The sequence below is a fragment of the Pseudomonas sp. BO3-4 genome (assembly GCF_034044115.1).
Classification (GTDB): domain Bacteria; phylum Pseudomonadota; class Gammaproteobacteria; order Pseudomonadales; family Pseudomonadaceae; genus Aquipseudomonas; species Aquipseudomonas alloputida.
This window is the reverse complement of sequence record NZ_CP139018.1, coordinates 1,507,897-1,524,001: the sequence shown is the minus strand read 5'-3', so window position 1 is coordinate 1,524,001 and position 16,105 is coordinate 1,507,897. Positions and strand designations below refer to the sequence as shown.

Annotated in this window: 18 protein-coding genes and 2 pseudogenes; 10 read left to right on the top strand and 10 right to left on the bottom strand. The window is 58.9% G+C overall.

Annotated elements, in window-relative coordinates:
* Positions 1–62: 62 nt before the first annotated feature.
* The 3 genes from REH59_RS07090 to REH59_RS07080 all read right to left on the bottom strand — a co-directional run bounded on the left by REH59_RS07090 (position 63) and on the right by REH59_RS07080 (position 1,045).
* Positions 63–458, bottom strand: coding sequence for a hypothetical protein (locus REH59_RS07090; RefSeq protein ID WP_003254595.1), 396 nt, complete (start codon positions 456–458; stop codon positions 63–65).
* 76 nt (positions 459–534) lie between these two features.
* Positions 535–789, bottom strand: coding sequence for a BrnA antitoxin family protein (locus REH59_RS07085; protein ID WP_004576871.1), 255 nt, complete (start codon positions 787–789; stop codon positions 535–537).
* A complete protein-coding gene (locus REH59_RS07080) occupies positions 767–1,045 on the bottom strand; it encodes a BrnT family toxin (RefSeq protein ID WP_010955211.1) in 279 nt (92 codons plus the stop codon). Before REH59_RS07080 ends, REH59_RS07085 begins: the two co-directional genes overlap by 23 nt.
* A 215-nt stretch (positions 1,046–1,260) precedes the next feature.
* Here REH59_RS07080 and REH59_RS07075 point away from each other — a divergent pair, with 215 nt between their 5' ends.
* Positions 1,261–1,533 carry a hypothetical protein gene (locus REH59_RS07075; protein WP_003254599.1) on the top strand — a complete coding sequence of 91 codons (273 nt, stop codon included), beginning with the start codon at positions 1,261–1,263 and terminating at the stop codon, positions 1,531–1,533.
* Positions 1,534–1,604: 71 nt separating this feature from the next.
* Here REH59_RS07075 and REH59_RS07070 read toward each other — a convergent pair whose 3' ends face one another.
* Positions 1,605–2,966 carry a DEAD/DEAH box helicase gene (locus tag REH59_RS07070; RefSeq protein ID WP_012051553.1) on the bottom strand — a complete coding sequence of 454 codons (1,362 nt, stop codon included), beginning with the start codon at positions 2,964–2,966 and terminating at the stop codon, positions 1,605–1,607.
* A gap of 103 nt (positions 2,967–3,069) precedes the next feature.
* On the opposite strand from REH59_RS07070, the gene REH59_RS07065 reads away from it, so the two are divergent.
* Positions 3,070–4,371, top strand: coding sequence for a mechanosensitive ion channel family protein (locus REH59_RS07065; protein WP_144000364.1), 1,302 nt, complete (start codon positions 3,070–3,072; stop codon positions 4,369–4,371).
* A gap of 117 nt (positions 4,372–4,488) precedes the next feature.
* Here the strand turns inward: REH59_RS07065 and REH59_RS07060 are convergent.
* Positions 4,489–4,701 (bottom strand): annotated as a pseudogene (locus REH59_RS07060) (AEC family transporter); the annotation flags it as partial.
* Between the two features lie 371 nt (positions 4,702–5,072).
* Here REH59_RS07060 and REH59_RS28665 point away from each other — a divergent pair.
* The 3 genes and pseudogenes from REH59_RS28665 to REH59_RS07050 form a co-directional block, all read left to right on the top strand.
* Positions 5,073–5,369, top strand: a complete 297-nt coding sequence (locus tag REH59_RS28665; RefSeq protein ID WP_324292721.1) for a hypothetical protein — start codon at positions 5,073–5,075, stop codon at positions 5,367–5,369.
* A 49-nt stretch (positions 5,370–5,418) separates the two neighbouring features.
* The gene (locus REH59_RS07055; protein WP_265536614.1) at positions 5,419–6,744 is read left to right on the top strand and encodes an ABC transporter ATP-binding protein; all 1,326 of its coding nucleotides are present in this window, start codon (positions 5,419–5,421) and stop codon (positions 6,742–6,744) included.
* An 83-nt stretch (positions 6,745–6,827) separates the two neighbouring features.
* Positions 6,828–7,028, top strand: a pseudogene (locus REH59_RS07050) (mechanosensitive ion channel protein MscS); the annotation flags it as partial.
* Positions 7,029–7,069: 41 nt separating this feature from the next.
* Here REH59_RS07050 and REH59_RS07045 read toward each other — a convergent pair.
* Both REH59_RS07045 and REH59_RS07040 read right to left on the bottom strand, forming a co-directional pair.
* Entirely contained in the window at positions 7,070–7,945 is an 876-nt protein-coding gene (locus REH59_RS07045) for a carboxylate/amino acid/amine transporter (protein WP_014861230.1), read from the bottom strand.
* A gap of 198 nt (positions 7,946–8,143) precedes the next feature.
* Positions 8,144–9,301, bottom strand: coding sequence for an ISL3 family transposase (locus REH59_RS07040; protein WP_420715415.1), 1,158 nt, complete (start codon positions 9,299–9,301; stop codon positions 8,144–8,146).
* Here REH59_RS07040 and REH59_RS07035 point away from each other — a divergent pair.
* Positions 9,197–9,448: a hypothetical protein gene (locus tag REH59_RS07035; protein ID WP_420170616.1), complete on the top strand. Its 252-nt coding sequence runs from the start codon at positions 9,197–9,199 to the stop codon at positions 9,446–9,448. The genes REH59_RS07040 and REH59_RS07035 overlap by 105 nt on opposite strands.
* Positions 9,449–9,526: 78 nt before the next feature.
* Here the strand turns inward: REH59_RS07035 and REH59_RS07030 are convergent, their stop codons facing one another.
* Positions 9,527–10,126, bottom strand: coding sequence for an FMN-dependent NADH-azoreductase (locus REH59_RS07030; RefSeq protein ID WP_003254608.1), 600 nt, complete (start codon positions 10,124–10,126; stop codon positions 9,527–9,529).
* Positions 10,127–10,235: 109 nt separating this feature from the next.
* Positions 10,236–10,550: a hypothetical protein gene (locus tag REH59_RS07025; RefSeq protein WP_012051530.1), complete on the bottom strand. Its 315-nt coding sequence runs from the start codon at positions 10,548–10,550 to the stop codon at positions 10,236–10,238.
* A gap of 48 nt (positions 10,551–10,598) precedes the next feature.
* On the opposite strand from REH59_RS07025, the gene REH59_RS07020 reads away from it, so the two are divergent.
* The 4 genes from REH59_RS07020 to REH59_RS07005 all read left to right on the top strand — a co-directional run bounded on the left by REH59_RS07020 (position 10,599) and on the right by REH59_RS07005 (position 14,794).
* Positions 10,599–11,522, top strand: a complete 924-nt coding sequence (locus REH59_RS07020; protein ID WP_014859467.1) for a LysR family transcriptional regulator — start codon at positions 10,599–10,601, stop codon at positions 11,520–11,522.
* Positions 11,523–11,535: 13 nt separating this feature from the next.
* Complete coding sequence (locus tag REH59_RS07015) at positions 11,536–12,348, top strand: alpha/beta fold hydrolase (protein WP_003254611.1); 813 nt, start codon at positions 11,536–11,538, stop codon at positions 12,346–12,348.
* Positions 12,342–12,899 (top strand): peptidylprolyl isomerase, encoded by a 558-nt coding sequence (locus REH59_RS07010; protein WP_003254612.1) that lies wholly within the window; start codon positions 12,342–12,344, stop codon positions 12,897–12,899. The genes REH59_RS07015 and REH59_RS07010 overlap by 7 nt, the downstream gene beginning before the upstream one ends.
* Positions 12,900–12,961: 62 nt before the next feature.
* Entirely contained in the window at positions 12,962–14,794 is a 1,833-nt protein-coding gene (locus REH59_RS07005) for an ABC transporter ATP-binding protein (RefSeq protein WP_003254613.1), read from the top strand.
* A gap of 105 nt (positions 14,795–14,899) precedes the next feature.
* Here REH59_RS07005 and REH59_RS07000 read toward each other — a convergent pair whose 3' ends face one another.
* The gene (locus REH59_RS07000; protein ID WP_014859466.1) at positions 14,900–16,027 is read right to left on the bottom strand and encodes a GNAT family N-acetyltransferase; all 1,128 of its coding nucleotides are present in this window, start codon (positions 16,025–16,027) and stop codon (positions 14,900–14,902) included.
* Positions 16,028–16,105 lie beyond the last annotated feature (78 nt).

Here is a 16,105-nt window from a genome sequence, read left to right as displayed (position 1 = left end):
AGCGTTCAGAAGCTACCGATTATCGGGTTTTGAACGCTGCACTTGCCAGCCTTAAAACGACCTCAAGCAATCTGAGCCTTCGCAGATACCTGTTCGAACGTCGTTTCGTCCAGCGCATCCTCCTGCTCATCCAGCACCTGGCGCGGGTGCTCGAAGCCGGGGATGCTGCTGTCGATCAGGCTCATCAAGCGCGAGCCGCGTTCGGTCAGGACGAAGTTTTCGCCATTGCCGCCGTCCTCTTCAGGCCGGCATTCAATGAATCCGCGCTCAAATAGCAGCTTTTCATACTCGCATGCACGGGTTTTCAGGTGATCCACGTCACCCACCGGCTCACCCTTGGCGGCCAGTGCAGCAGCATGCTGTTCGGCATAAGGGCGGGGTGTGAAGCTGTGACCGGCGCCATTCTGCACTTCGTGCAGCAAGCGTTCGATCAGGTCCCAGTCGTAGGCGATGCTCATGGCTACGGGCTCCTGCTGTGGACGAAAGGGGTACACAGGTTGGGACCCGCCAAGGTTGCCAAGCGTTCCGAAGCGCTTAGCGCTGGCGTTGTTGCGCTTGCATGTATTGGCGCAGCAACTGATTGATGCGGGTCTGGTAGCCGCTGCCCTGCTCCTTGAACCAGGCGAGGACATCTGAGTCCAGTCGAATGGTCACCGTCTGCTTGGCGGGAACGCGCAGCTCGGCCTGGCGGAAAAAGTCCTGGTCCAGTTCAGGGATATCTGATGTGTCGATATCCTTGTCGTCCTGCCGGGCCAGGCGGCTCCAGTCAGTTCTCGATGATTTGGTCATAGTACCTGGCCTCCCGTTTGGTGGCTTTTCTTGCAGAAATGATGCGTATCACCTCACCCCGCCTCTCCGTGTACACGACGACACCTATCAGCGCCTTTAGCCATCCTAGGCTGACCCAACGTTCTTCAGCACATTCCACATCCTCATCACGCCGGATCAGCATGGGATGGTTGAACATGTCAGGAACGTCGGCAAAGTCGATGCCGTGCTTGCGGATATTGCTCTGGTTTTTCCCTTCGTCCCATTCAAAGAACATGGGACGACCTGTATTTACAGCTGTACATACAATACCCCCTCTTTTCCTTCGAGACTAGAGCGATGTAGCGTGCTGCTCAACGGCGCTGGAGGGATACGGGAGCGTTTCAGAAACGGACTACCACCACCAAAGAAATCTTCCATCGGTCGCAAGCCCTGAACTTCCCTGCCCCCGCAGCCCTCCACCGGGCATCACCACCGCCGGAGGTTGGAAGGATGAAACCGCTACTGCCCATAGCCTGTGCCGCTGCCCTGCTCTGCGCCCTGCCCGCTTGGGCCTGCACACCTGAAGAAGCAACGCAGAAACGTGAGGAGCTGGCCGGGCTGGTTACTCAGTTGACCGAGCAGAACCCGCAAAAGGCCAAGGAGATCAATGATGAGCTTCAGGGGATGGATCTGGGGACGGCGAGCAAGGACTTGCCCGACAAGTGTCAGCTGATCGACCAGCGGATCAAGGAGTTGAAGCAGGCAGAGAAAAAGGCGGAGTGATGGTTCGTCGCCTGCGCACGCCCTTCGCAGAAGCAAGCTTGTGTCGCTTCTGCAAAGGGCCTGCGTGAGTCTTATTCAGCAGCAGGCTTGCGCTTCTTCAGTGGCGCCAGGCCATCTGCACTGGCCAGAGGCGCGTTGGCCTTCGGCTTGGCAGTAGGCTTGCGCTTGGCGGCAGCTTTCTTGTCGCCGGTCTTCTTCTCGACCTTTTTCTTCTTGCTGCCGGCCGCCTTGCCCGAGGCCTTGACCTTCTTCGGCCCGTTGTAGGTGCCCTTCACTTCCTTGATGACCCGGCGCTCGAACTGCTGCTTGAGGTAGCGCTCGATGCTCGACATCAGGTTCCAGTCGTTGTGGGTGATCAGCGAGATCGCCAGACCTTCGCCACCGGCACGGCCGGTACGGCCCACACGGTGGACGTACTCGTCACCGCTGCGTGGCATGTCGAAGTTGATCACCAGGTCCAGGCCGTCGATATCCAGGCCACGGGCTGCCACGTCGGTCGCCACCAGCACTTTGGAGCTGCCCTGCTTGAAGCGCTCGATGGCCAGCTTGCGGTCCTTCTGGTCCTTTTCGCCATGCAGCACGAAAGCCTTCACGTCCTTGGCCACCAGGTGACCGTAGATGCGGTCGGCCATGGCGCGGGTGTTGGTGAAGATGATCGCCTTGTCGAAGGTTTCGTTGGCCAGCAACCACTGCGCGATCTGCTCTTTATGCTGGTCGTGGTCGGCGGTGATGATCTGCTGGCGGGTGCCTTCAGCCAGTTGCGAGACACTGTTGAGCATCAGGTGCTCAGGGTCTTTCAGCACCTTGCCGATGATGTCGCGCAGGGCCGCGCCACCGGTGGTAGCCGAGAACAGCAAGGTCTGCTCGCGGTTCTCGCACTCTTTGCACAGGCGCTCCATGTCTTCGGCAAAGCCCATGTCGAGCATGCGGTCGGCTTCGTCCAGGATCAGGACCTGCACGTGGGACAGGTCGAGGTTGCCGGCATTGAGCTGCTCGAGCAGGCGACCCGGGGTGCCGATCAGCACGTCGGGCACCTTGCGCAGCATGGCGGCCTGTTCCTTGAAGTCTTCGCCGCCAGTCACCAGGCCCGACTTGATGTAGGTGAACTGCGAGAACAGCTGCACCTGCTTGAGGGTTTGCTGGGCCAGCTCACGGGTCGGCAGCAGGATCAACGCGCGAATCTCGACACGCGGACCGCTGAGGTCGACCAGACGGTTGAGCAGTGGCAGTACGAAGGCCGCCGTCTTGCCGCTGCCGGTCTGCGCAGTCACACGCAGATCCCGCCCTTGCAGGGCCAGGGGGATGGCCGCGGCCTGCACCGGGGTTGGCTCGACAAATTTAAGCTCGGCCACGGCTTTAAGCAGGCGTTCATGCAGGGCGAATTGGGAGAACACGGAGGTAACCTCAGACAAGTGCGGGAAATTCAGTTGCATAGGGTAACGTTTTCTGCAGCCTTAGCCGAATTTCTTTTGGCAACTTTGTCGCTATCCGCGCTCTAATACGGCTTCGTTTCGCAACAAGACTGTATGCAAGCCCATGGATATCCAACGAATCTGGCGTGACTCCCTCGACCTGTGGGGCACCCTCGACCAACATCCCATGCTGCACGCTGCCATCGGTCTGGCAGTACTGCTGCTCATCTCCCTGGCAGTCGGCCGCCTGGCGCGCTTCCTGATACTGCACGGCGCGCGCCTGCTGGCCCGCCAGCCTGCACTGAAGTGGCTGGACGACCTGCGCCACAACAAGGTGTTCCACCGCCTGGCACAAACGACCCCGTCCCTGGTGCTGCAGTTCGGCCTGAAGCTGGTGCCTGAGCTGTCCGACACCGCTCAGCACTTCCTTGGCAATGTCGCCCTGGCCTTCACCCTGTTGTTCATGACCATGGCGCTGTCATGCCTGCTGGATGCCCTGCTCGACATCTATGCCCGCACCGAACACGCCCGCACCCGCTCGATCAAGGGCTACGTGCAACTGGCCAAGATGATGTTGTGGATCTTCGCCTCGATCATCATCGTCGCCACCCTGATCGACCGCTCGCCGCTGTTGCTGCTGTCCGGCCTGGGTGCGATGTCGGCGGTATTGCTGTTGGTGTACAAGGACACCCTGCTGTCATTCGTCGCCAGCGTGCAACTGACCAGCAACGACATGCTGCATGTCGGGGACTGGATCGAAATGCCGCAGGTGGGCGCCGATGGCGACGTGGTGGACATCACCTTGCACACGGTGAAAGTGCAGAACTTCGACAAGACCCTCGTTTCCATCCCCACCTGGCGCCTGATGAGCGAGTCATTCCGCAATTACCGCGGCATGCAGCAGTCCGGTGGCCGGCGCATCAAGCGCAGCCTGTTCATCGACGCCGCCGGCGTGCGCTTCCTCACCCGCGAAGAAGAACAGCGCCTGAGCCAGGTGCAGCTACTGAGTGACTACCTGGCAGGCAAGCGCCAGGAACTGCAAAACTGGAACGAGGCGCTGGGGCCGGTGGCGGACCTGTCGGCCAACCGCCGCAAGCTGACCAACATCGGCACCTTCCGCGCGTTTGCCCTGGCCTATCTGAAGAACCACCCCAACGTGCACCCGAACATGACCTGCATGGTGCGGCAGATGCAGGCCACCGCCGAAGGCGTGCCGCTGGAGATCTACTGCTTCACCACCACCACGGTGTGGGCGGATTACGAGCGCATCCAGGGGGATATCTTCGACTACCTGCTGGCGGTGTTGCCGGAGTTCGGCTTGAGCCTGTATCAGCAGCCGAGTGGCAATGATATGCGCGTGGGTTTGGCGGGGCGTTCAGCCCAAGAGCCATTGCCTCGTCGCCTGGAAGAAATGAGCGAGGCTTGAGATTGCCGGGGCTGCCCTGCAGCCCATTCGCGGGTCAACCCGCTCCTACAGGGACCTCACAGCACCAGCCGTGCTGCCATCCTGTGGGAGCGGGTTGACCCGCGAATGGGCCGGCAGCTACTCCGCATAACCCAGCAGGTACAACAACCCCGTCAAGGTCACCAGCGAGGCCATGGGGGACAACAGGATCGTCCGCGAAATCAACCCCGCCTCAAGGTTGGAATACTCCGCCAGCATGAACGGCCCGGTGCCGGTCGGCAGGCTGAATACCTTGTATGCCAGCACCCAGGTCAGCGCCGGCTGCCCCACCAGCTTCAAGCCCACCAGTGGTCAAAAGTTCCTCCCGCGCAGCCATTCTCAGCAAGCGCTTGCCCCGAAATTGAGTGCCGGGAACGAACGTGACGTCATTGGCGTATTCGTCTTGATTGCAATCCGTGTTGATGCTCATCCATCTGCATTCTTACAACTATTCATAACGTGCTTGCTTCAAGAAAACACCTCTCATACAAATACGTATCGATTTTTTTGATGTTTTAAACCATTAACATCGTGAAACCATCTAAATTTAAGATCCAAAAACCAGACTGAACACCCTTATACTGAATACGCATCATTACGTGATGCACTTACTTATCATTTACATGGAGTGTTTATGAAAATCGACTATTCAAATCCCTTGTCTTTTGTATAAAAGCGAATTGATGATAGGCGCACTATGCAAAGACAGCCCAGCTCCAAGCTTGCATTCTAATAGCTATTTCCCCCTTAGAACTACCACCCCCACGTTGATGCTTAGCGATCTCACGTCCCAAGACTTATTATTTCTCAATCCTGATCACTACAACATCAAACAAATAGGGTTTTGGGACTCGTTCATAAATAAATTCAGCCCCTATGATGGCAAGGGCTTCACAGGCAAGCAGCTCGCTCAAGCAAAAGCTTTGAGGAACGCTTACGCAAAAACCAGAATGAAAAACACTGTAGCCTTAGTCATATGAGCGCCTCGATTGCTTTATGTACCTTGCTCGCATCAGGAATTAATTGAGCATGAAAGACAGAAGCTTTGTTCTTGCTATTTTTTTTGCTGTTGCACAGCAAACCCTACTTGCATTTTCCACGTACTTCATTGCCAAGGCCGGGACTACGCTAGCCGATGGTAATTTAATGCTGATTTTACGCTACATTTCTCTTTTTTTTGGATTTGCGCTTGCTGCGTATATGGTGAGCTCCATGTCTTCAATATATGTTACTAAAGCGGCAAACGCCATATGGCTTAACTACACGAAGTCTGTGCTACGTGAAGCCTCTAGTGACATGCGATACGCATCAGATAAAAACAAAAAAAGTCTAGCGCAGTGGATCAGCGGGGAGGCGTCTTCTACTATTACACATGCTTGTGGTTTTTACGTTGGATTAATATCGACATGCCTGAATGTGATCATGACGCTAGCTGTGTTTTATTTCACGACCGGTTTAGAGATTACAATAGCCATTTCGATCTCACTTTTAATATCTGCCGCATTAGTGAGCATCTTAAAGAACAGAATCAAGCATACTGCCGGAAACATGCAGCGAAAGCGACTTGATGCGCTATTGTCCATTGAGCTCACTTGGGACTCAGCGACCTTAGGCAGCCGAAAAATGAAAGCAGATAGCTTTGAGTCTTTAGAAAAAAAAGCGCGTTCGTATTTTGGCGAAGTAAATAGATACGTTTTACTAGAACAGTTCATTGCATGTTTGCCTATTGCTCTTGCAACCATTATTGTAGCCGCGACCATTCAGACTCCAAACATCATCACTGCCGCAAACATAGGCGCTTTGGTGGCAATGCTACCAAGAAGCTTGCAGGTATTCGGGAACATTCACTCCTTGAGCATTTATTTTAGTCAACTCCTCTTGGTTCGTACTAAAATGAGAAATCTTTACCGTTTCGCTTCCGAACTTGAAAAGCATGAAAACCTTTCTTCCATGAACTTGAGCAACATCAAGATTGAAGAATGCAACTCCTCTCAGAGCATCACGCCTTCCGAACTGTTAGACCAACTAAAAAACGGTTCAACAACAGTGGGTCGCTATCTACTTAGCGGAAATAACGGATCAGGAAAATCCTCCTACCTTAAACGAATTAAAGCTGCTGTACATGACGCTCTCCTGATGACGCCCGAGGCGCAATTTGTTAAGCTGGAAAACAATCTTTCCACGGGTGAGCGAAGGCTGTTACAAATTGAGAAAGTTTTGTCCGCACCACCGCCAATCGTAATGCTAGACGAATGGGATGCCAACTTAGATTTAGATAACATTAGCCGCTTCAATGCTATTCTGGATTCGGCGGCAAAGAATATTGTGGTTATTGAGGCCAGGCATAGACGCTAAACTTCAGCTCCCATGGAGATTGCATCCAAAAACAAATGTGTAAAGCCAGCACCCTTTTTTCAGCGTGTTCACAGCGATGTTTCTACTGCTTCACCACCACCACGGTGTGGGCGGATTACGAACGGATCCAGGGGGATATCTTCGACCACCTGCTGGCGGTGTTGCCGGAGTTCGGCTTGAGCCTGTATCAGCAGCCTAGTGGCAATGATATGCGGGTGGGGTTGGCGGGGCTTACAGCGACAGAGCCGATGCCGCGTCGCATTGAAGATATGAGCGAGGCTTGAGATTGCCGGGGCTGCCCTGCAGCCCCGGATCAACGGGCGCGTCAGGCCTTGCCGGCCAGCGGTGCTTGCGCGCGACCACCCAGGCGGCTCAGCCACACCGACGCCAGGATGATCCCCCCGCCGATGAACAGCCGCCCTAGCGGCTCGTGCTGGTTCCAGATCAGCAGGTTCAGCAGCAGCCCTACCGGCACATGCAGGTTGTTCATCACCGCCAGCGTACCGCCAGAAACCAGGCATGCACCTTTGTTCCACCAGTACAGCCCCAGCGCCGTCGGACACAGCCCCAGGAACAACAGCACCAGCCATTGCACATCAGTGCTCGGCAGGTGCTGAGTGTTGCCGAACAGCAGGAAGGCCGGAAGCACCACCAGCAACGCGCCGAGGTAAAAGTACCCAAAGCGCGCGTAGTGTGGCAGGTCGCTGGGATAGCGAGCGACCAGGTGACGATACAGCACCTGGCCGGCAGCGTAGGTGAAGTTGGCCAGTTGCAGCAGCAGGAAGCCGATGAAAAACTCGCCGCTGATGCTGTCGAAACGGATCACCGCAGCACCGGCCACGGCGACCAGCGCAGCCACTAGCGCCCAAGCGTTGAAGCGCCGGTTCAGGGCATCTTCGATCAAGGTCACGTGTAGCGGCGTGAGGATCGTGAACAGCAGCACCTCCGGTACGGTAAGCACGCGGAAGCTCAGGTACAGGCAGACATAGGTGATGCCGTACTGCAGCGCGCCAATCAGCAGCATGGAACGCATGAAGCGTGGCTCGACCTGGCGCCAGCGGGTCAGCGGCAGGAACACCAGGCCGGCCAGCAGCACCCTGGCGAGCACTGCGAAATAGCTGTCGACGTGCCCGGCCAGGTACTCGCCGATCAAGCTGAAGGAAAACGCCTGGATCAGCGCGACGATTATCAGGTAGCCCATGGTTGCCTCTCGTGAATCAAGGCCGCGACCTTAGCGGGTTGCAGCGAATGAGTTCAACCATGAGGAATGTAGGGGCTGTACCGGCCTCTTCGCGGCTCGCCTGCGCGCAGTTATCTGCAATGGCCTTTGTAGGAGCGGGTTTACCCGCGAAGAGGCCGGCACTGACCACCTAAAAACCCCAGGCATAAAAAAGGTTCTTCACGGATTGCCGGGAAAGTCATTCTTGATCTTCATGAAAAAGAATTCGCTGCCCCGGTAGCCGTAAGCCATCCGCTTGATCACCTTGATCCGGTTGTTGATGCCTTCCAGCTGGCCCGTATGCATTGGCCATCGCACCCTGCTCAAGATGCCGCGCCAGTATCCCTTCAGGCGTTTAGCAAACTGCTTCAGTGCCGGTATCGCGCTTTCATCAGCCAGACGCAGCCACTGCTTCCAGGCTGATCGCCAACCCCAGGCGGTGGTGGGCGACCACAGCGCTTTTAACTCTGCTTTCATCAGATAAACCGTCATCAGCGATTGGTTAGCCGACAGCAGATCCCTCAGGTGCACCTGTTGATCTTCTCGCTTGAGATTTTCCGGATTACGCAGCAGTAGCCAGCGTGCTTGCTTGATCACCCTGCGCGCGGGTTTGTCATGGCGCAGACGGTTGGCTTCGTCGACCCGTACCCGGTCAATCACCTCGCGCCCATACTTGGCGACTACATGAAACAGGTCGTAGACCACGCGTGCCTGAGGGCAGTGTTGGCGTACCTCTAGGTCAAATGCGGTGTTCATGTCCATCGCCACTGCTTCGATCCGCACACAGCCTTCTGGCCCCAGCTCTTCAAAGAAGGGCCTGATAGCCGTTCTGCTACGTCCTTCACCAATCCACAGCACCCGGCGGGTATCGGCGTCCAGCACCACGCTGGCGTAGCGATGGCCTTTGAACAGGGCGAACTCGTCCATCACCAGGCGCCTGGGCTGGGCCTTTGGTAGCTTCTCTAGAGCGGCTTGTAGAGCTCGTCGTTCCAGCAAGCGCACACTGTCCCAATGCAAGTCAAACAGCTCGGCGACGTGCAGGGTAGGCAGCCGCTGGCAAGCCTGGATCACGGCCTCGGCCAAGCGCTGGGTCATACGCGAATAGCGATCAAGCCAGCTGACTGACTCCATCCGCTTGCCGCATGCGCGACACCCAACGCGCCGCAGTTCCACATTCAACCGTACCGCATGGCCAAGAATGGGGAGATCACGGATCGAGCGCTGGCAGTATTCGTGGATGGCGGTGCTGGGCTGATGGCAGCCGCTGCAGGTGGGGAACCTAGTGGGCTGCGGAATCAGGTCGATCAGCAGATCGTCGCCGTCAGGCCTGATGGCAATGACAGAAAAGCCCTCCCAAAAGGGCAGAAACGTATTAATATCGTGCACAAGAACGCCGGTTTGTTGATGTGTTTGCTCGCACGAACATCATCCATCAAACCGGCGTTCTTGTTTCTGTCTTTCCCGGGATTCCGTGAAGAACCATAAAAAAGCCCGGCCATACAAGCCGGGCAGGTACACCCAAAGGAGCAAAAACAGGTGTCAGGTTTGGGAATTCGTGAAGCCTCAGGCCACCGCTGCCAACTTGGCCTTGGCCTGGTTGACGCCCTTCTCGTGGAACTCGCCGCTCATGTTCAGGCCTTCGGCATGGATGAAGTCGACATCGTGGATGCCGATGAAAGCCATGACCTGGCGCAGGTACGGTTCCTGATGGTCACTGCTGGCACCCGCATGGATGCCGCCGCGGGCAGTCAGGACGATGGCGCGCTTGCCGGTCAGCAGGCCTTGCGGGCCGGTCGGGGTGTATTTGAAGGTGATGCCGGCACGCAGCACATGGTCCAGCCAGGCTTTCAGGGTGCTGGGGATGGTGAAGTTGTACATGGGCGCAGCCATCACCAGCACGTCGGCAGCCAACAACTCATCCGTCAGTTCGTTGGAACGGGCCAAGGCCTCCAGTTCGGCGGCGCTGCGCTGTTCTTCGGGTTTCATCCAGCCGCCCAGCAGGTTCGCGTCCAGGTGGGGTACCGGGCTTACTGCCAGGTCGCGCACAGTGATCTGATCGGCCGGGTGGGCAGCCTGCCATTGCTGGATGAAGTCCTTGGTCAGCTGACGGGAAACGGAATCCTGCTGGCGGGCGCTGCTTTCGATGATCAGTACGCGGGACATGGGGTGCCTCCATCGGCAAAAAAGGGTGCGATTCGATGGAGGTGAGATTAAGGCTTGACCTATCGATAAAAAAGCGTAAAAAGTGGGTCCAATCTATCGATTAATCAGTTTATTCCGCACTGCAGTTCAAGGCGATCCGCAGTTTGATGATTTGCCGATTGAATTTGGCAGTGACATCGACGCTTTTACCTGCCGGTACGTTCACACGGCGCACCCGCGGTGCCTCCGGGCCATTGCGGAAGGTCACCTTGCATGCAGCCGGGACCTGCCCATAGTTGTTGAGGGTGATGGCGCCAATGTCATAGGCCGTGTCATAGGCGGTGTAGTCGAGCTTGACCCCGGTCAGCTCCTTCTCCACATCGATGGGATAAGCCATGGCCCCGAGGGGCAGGCACATCAGTATTGCCGCACAACATTTCTTCATGGGCCGCTCTCCTTGAAAGAGCGCAGCTTAGGACAACAGGAGCGAAAGATGAAAGCGCCGCGCGTAACCCTTGACCAGTGGCGAACCCTGCAAGCAGTGGTCGATCACGGCGGGTTTGCCCAGGCCGCCGAGGCCTTGCACCGCTCGCAGTCATCGGTCAGCTACACCGTGGCCCGCATGCAGGAGCAGCTGGGCGTCCCGCTGTTGCGCATCGATGGCCGCAAGGCGGTGCTGACCGAGGCCGGCAATGTGCTGCTGCGCCGCTCGCGCCACCTGGTCAAGCAGGCCAGCCAGCTCGAAGACCTGGCCCACCACATGGAACAAGGCTGGGAAGCCGAGGTGCGCCTGGTGGTCGATGCCGCCTACCCCAGCGCCCGTCTGGTACGCGCGCTGGCTGCATTCATGCCACAAAGCCGCGGCTGCCGGGTGCGCCTGCGTGAAGAAGTGCTGTCTGGCGTGGAGGAAGTGATGCACGAAGGCATCGCCGACCTGGCCATCAGCAGCTACAGCATCGGCGGCTACCTGGGCGCCGAATTGAGCGCAGTGGAATTCATCGCCGTCGCTCACCCCGAGCACAGCCTGCACCGCCTGGGACGCGAACTGACCTTCCAGGACCTGGAAAGCCAGCTGCAGGTGGTGATCCGCGACTCCGGCCGCGCCCAACCGCGCGACGTCGGCTGGCTGGGCGCAGAGCAGCGCTGGACCGTCGGCAGCCTGGGCACCGCCGCCACCTTCGTCAGCAGCGGCCTGGGTTTTGCCTGGCTGCCCCGTCACATGATCGAGCGCGAACTGCGCGAAGGCGTGCTCAGGCCATTGCCGCTGGATCAGGGTGGCAGCCGCCACCCACTGTTCTACCTTTACTCGAGCAAAGAGAAGACCCTGGGCCCGGCCACGCAGATTCTCATCGACCTGCTGCGCAATTTCGACACCGCGCCACTGGACGTGCCCTTCGCAGCCCCCCCACAAGCCTGAGAGGACCGCGCCCATGGCCTATTTCGAACACGAAGGATGCACGCTGCATTACGAGGAATATGGCCAGGGCGAACCCCTGGTGTTGCTGCACGGCCTGGGCTCCAGCTGCCAGGATTGGGAGTTGCAGGTGCCGCTGTTCAGCCGCCACTACCGGGTGATACTCATGGACATCCGCGGCCACGGTCGCTCCGACAAACCCGCTGACGGTTACCAGATCGCCACCTTCAGTGCCGACCTGCTGGCCCTGCTCGAACACTTGCACACAGGCCCGGTGCACTTCGTCGGCCTGTCCATGGGCGGCATGGTCGGCTTCCAGTTTGCCGTCGACCACCCTCAATGGTTGCGCAGCCTGTGCATCGTCAACAGCGCCCCTGAGGTCAAGCGCCGCACCCGCAGTGACTGGGCGTGGTGGCTCAAGCGCTGGAGCCTGGCGCGCATCCTCAGTGTCGAAACCGTCGGCAAGGGGCTGGCCGAGCGGCTGTTCCCCAAACCACAACAAGCAGACCTGCGACAGAAGATGGCCCAGCGCTGGGCGCGCAACGACAAGCGCGCCTACCTGAAAAGCTTCGACGCCATCGTCGACTGGGGCGTGCAGGAACGCATCGGGCAGATTCACTGTCCTACCCTGGTGATCGCCGCCGACCACGATTACACGCCGATACAACTGAAACAGCGCTATGTCGCCCTCATACCCAACGCCAGGCTGGTCGTCGTCGACGATTCCCGGCACGCTACACCCCTCGATCAACCCGAGGTCTTCAACCAGACCCTGCTGCAGTTCCTCGCAGCCGCTTCCACCTCTCAAGGATCTTTGAGCCCATGCTGAAAAAACTCCTGCTCACCGCCTGCTCGGTCGCCTTTGCCACCAGTGTCATGGCGTCCGACAAGACCCCGCACGTCCTGCTGGACACCAGCTTCGGCCAGGTCGAAATCGAGCTGAACGCCGAGAAGGCACCGCTCAGTACCAAGAACTTCCTGGAGTACGTCGACAGCGGCTTCTACAACAACACCATCTTCCACCGCGTGATCCCGGGGTTCATGGTCCAGGGCGGTGGGTTCACTGACCAGATGGTGCAAAAAGATACCAAGGCCCCGATCAAGAACGAGGCCAGCAACGGCCTGCAGAACACCCGCGGCACCCTGTCGATGGCGCGCACGTCCAACCCGAACTCGGCCACCAGCCAGTTCTTCATCAACGTCGCCGACAACGACTTCCTCAACCCAGGCCGCGACGCCGGTTATGCCGTGTTCGGCAAGGTGACCAAAGGCATGGAAGTGGTCGATCAGATCGTCAACTCGCCGACCACCATCAAAAAAGGCATGCGCGACGTACCGGCCGATCCGGTCTATATCAAGTCCGCCAAACGTATCGACTGACCGCAGGCTTCACAAGGATGTGAAACCGCCTGAAGGTCGGACGAACAGGAGTGTTGTCGCCCATGCTGTACCGCCGTTTCGAAAGACTGATCGATATTTTCCGCGAGGCACCGAGCGAAGCCCCCCCGAGCACGGTGTGGCCGTTCTACCTGTATTACCTGCGCCAGGTGTGGCCCAGCTTCGTGGCCCTGCTGGTGGTCGGCCTGGTCGCCTCGCTGATCGAGGTGGCGATGTTCAGCTACCTCAGCCGGATCATCGACCTGGCCCAAGGTACGCCCAATGCCAACTTCTTCAGCGAGCACAGCGGCGAGCTGATCTGGATGCTGGTGGTGATTCTGCTGCTGCGGCCATTGTTCTTCGGCCTGCACGACCTGCTGGTGCACCAGACCATCAACCCCGGCATGACCAGCCTGATCCGCTGGCAAAACCATACCTATGTGCTCAAGCAGAGCCTGAACTTCTTTCAGAGCGACTTCGCCGGGCGTATTGCCCAGCGCATCATGCAGACCGGCAACTCGCTGCGCGATTCCGCCGTGCAGGCGGTGGACGCGCTATGGCATGTGCTGATCTACGCCATCACCTCGCTGGTGTTGTTCGCCGAGGCCGACTGGCGCCTGATGCTGCCGCTGCTGGCGTGGATCGTCAGCTACATTGCAGCGCTGTTCTACTTCGTGCCACGGGTCAAGGAGCGCTCGGTGGTGTCTTCGGACGCACGTTCCAAGCTGATGGGGCGTATCGTCGACGGCTACACCAACATCGCAACGCTGAAGCTGTTTGCCCATACCGACTACGAACAGCAGTATGCGCGTGAGGCAATCCGCGAGCAGACCGAGAAAACTCAGCTGGCCTCCCGGGTGATCACCAGCATGGACGTGGTCATCACCACCCTCAATGGCTTGCTGGTGGTCGCCACCACCGGCCTTGCCCTGTGGCTGTGGAGTCAATCGCTGATCACCGTGGGCGCCATCGCCCTGGCCACTGGCCTGGTGATCCGCATCGTCAACATGTCGGGCTGGATCATGTGGGTGGTCAACGGCATTTTCGAGAACATCGGCATGGTGCAGGACGGCCTGCAGACCATAGCCCAGCCAGTCACCGTCACCGACCTGCCCAATGCGCCGGCACTGAAGGTCAGCCGCGGCGCGGTGCGTTTCGATGAGGTCGACTTCCATTACGGCAAGGCCACCAATGTCATAGAAGGGCTCAACCTGGACATCCGCCCGGGCGAGAAAATCGGTTTGATCGGCCCGTCCGGGGCAGGCAAGTCGACCCTGGTCAACCTGCTGTTGCGCCTGTACGACGTGCAGGGTGGGCGCATCCTCATCGACGGCCAGGACATTGCCAAGGTGAGCCAGGCCAGCCTGCGTGCACAGATCGGCATGATCACCCAGGATACGTCGCTGCTGCACCGTTCGATCCGCGAAAACCTGCTGTACGGCCGGCCCGGTGCCAGCGATGCAGAACTGCACGAAGCTGTGCGCCGCGCGCGGGCTGACGAGTTCATCCCACAGCTTTCGGATGCCCAGGGCCGCACCGGTTTCGATGCCCATGTGGGCGAACGCGGGGTCAAGCTGTCGGGTGGCCAGCGCCAGCGTATCGCCATTGCACGGGTGCTGCTGAAGAACGCGCCGATCCTGATCATGGACGAGGCCACCTCGGCGCTGGATTCGGAAGTAGAAGCGGCGATCCAGGAAAGCCTGGAGACGCTGATGCAGGGCAAGACGGTAATCGCCATTGCCCACCGGCTTTCCACCATTGCCCGTATGGACCGGCTGGTGGTGCTGGACAAGGGGCGAATTGTGGAGAGTGGCAGCCACAGTGAGTTGCTGGAGCAGCAAGGGCTGTATGCCCGGTTGTGGCACCACCAGACCGGAGGTTTTGTCGGGGTCGATTGACACCTGTGCGGCCTTTTCGCGGGTAAACCCGCTCCTACACAGGTTCGCTATCGTTGTAGGAGCGGGTTTACCCGCGAAAAGGCCGGCACAGGCAACACAGATCTCTCAGTCCCGGCGGTAGGGCAACATCCCCCGCGCCTCCTCGGCATACCCCTTGACCCCTTCCCGTTCCTGCAGCAGAAAATCCTCCACCGCCCGCCGCAACCCCGGGTGCAGCAGGTAATGCCACGACCGCGTCAACACCGGCTCGAACCCGCGTATCAATTTGTGCTCGCCCTGTGCCCCGGCATCGAAACGCTGGTAACCCTCGGCAATGGCAAAGTCCATGCCCTGGTAGAAACACGTCTCGAAATGCAGCCGGTCGAACTCATCCAGGCAGCCCCAGTAGCGGCCAAACAGGCTGTCGCCGCCCACCAGGCTCAAGGCCATGGCCACATCACGCCCACCCTGGCGGGCCATCACCACGCGCACCGCCTCGGGCATCCGCTCGGCCAGCAGACTGAAAAATTCGCGCGTCAGGTAGGGGGCACGACGGCGCACCGCATAGGTGTTGGCATAGCACAGAAAGACGAAATCCCACTGTGCCTCGTCCAGTTCATCACCGCGGTACCAGCGGAAGTCGATACCCTGCCCCGCCACCTGCTCGCGCTCCTTGCGCATCTGCTTGCGCTTGCGCGAGCTGAGGCTGTCGAGAAAGTCCTGGAAGTCGCGATACCCCCGGTTTTGCCAGTGAAACTGGCAACCCAGGCGTTCCATCCACCCAGGCAGGCCCGCCAACTGCGCGTCCAGCGCCGGGTCGGTGAAGTTGATGTGCGCTCCGGACAGCCCACCCTTGCCCAGATACTCCGGCAGGGCCTGCAGCATCAACAAGCCGTCAGCCGGATCGGCCGCCAGCAGCCGTGGGCCGCTGACCGGACTGAACGGCACAGCGCCAAGCAGTTTTGGGTAGTAGGCGATACCGGCCCGCTCACACGCATCGGCCCAACCATGATCGAACACATACTCGCCAAACGAGTGCCATTTGCGGTACGCGGGCAACAGCGCCCGCACCTGCCCGCCTCGCTCCAGCACCAGGTGCTCGGCGGCCCAGCCAGTGTTGCGCGCCACGCTGCCGCTGTCCTCCATTGCACTGAGAAAAGCATGGCGCAGGAAGGGCTGGCCGGCTGGCACAAGGGCATCCCAGGTGGCCGTCGGCAGATCACGCAGGTGGGCAAGGCTGTACAGGCTGGTCACGTTTTCGGCTCGCTCTCTGAAGACCGTCAGTATCCCCAAGGAAGGCCCGTCGCTCAAATGACGAACGCCGGGTGGGCC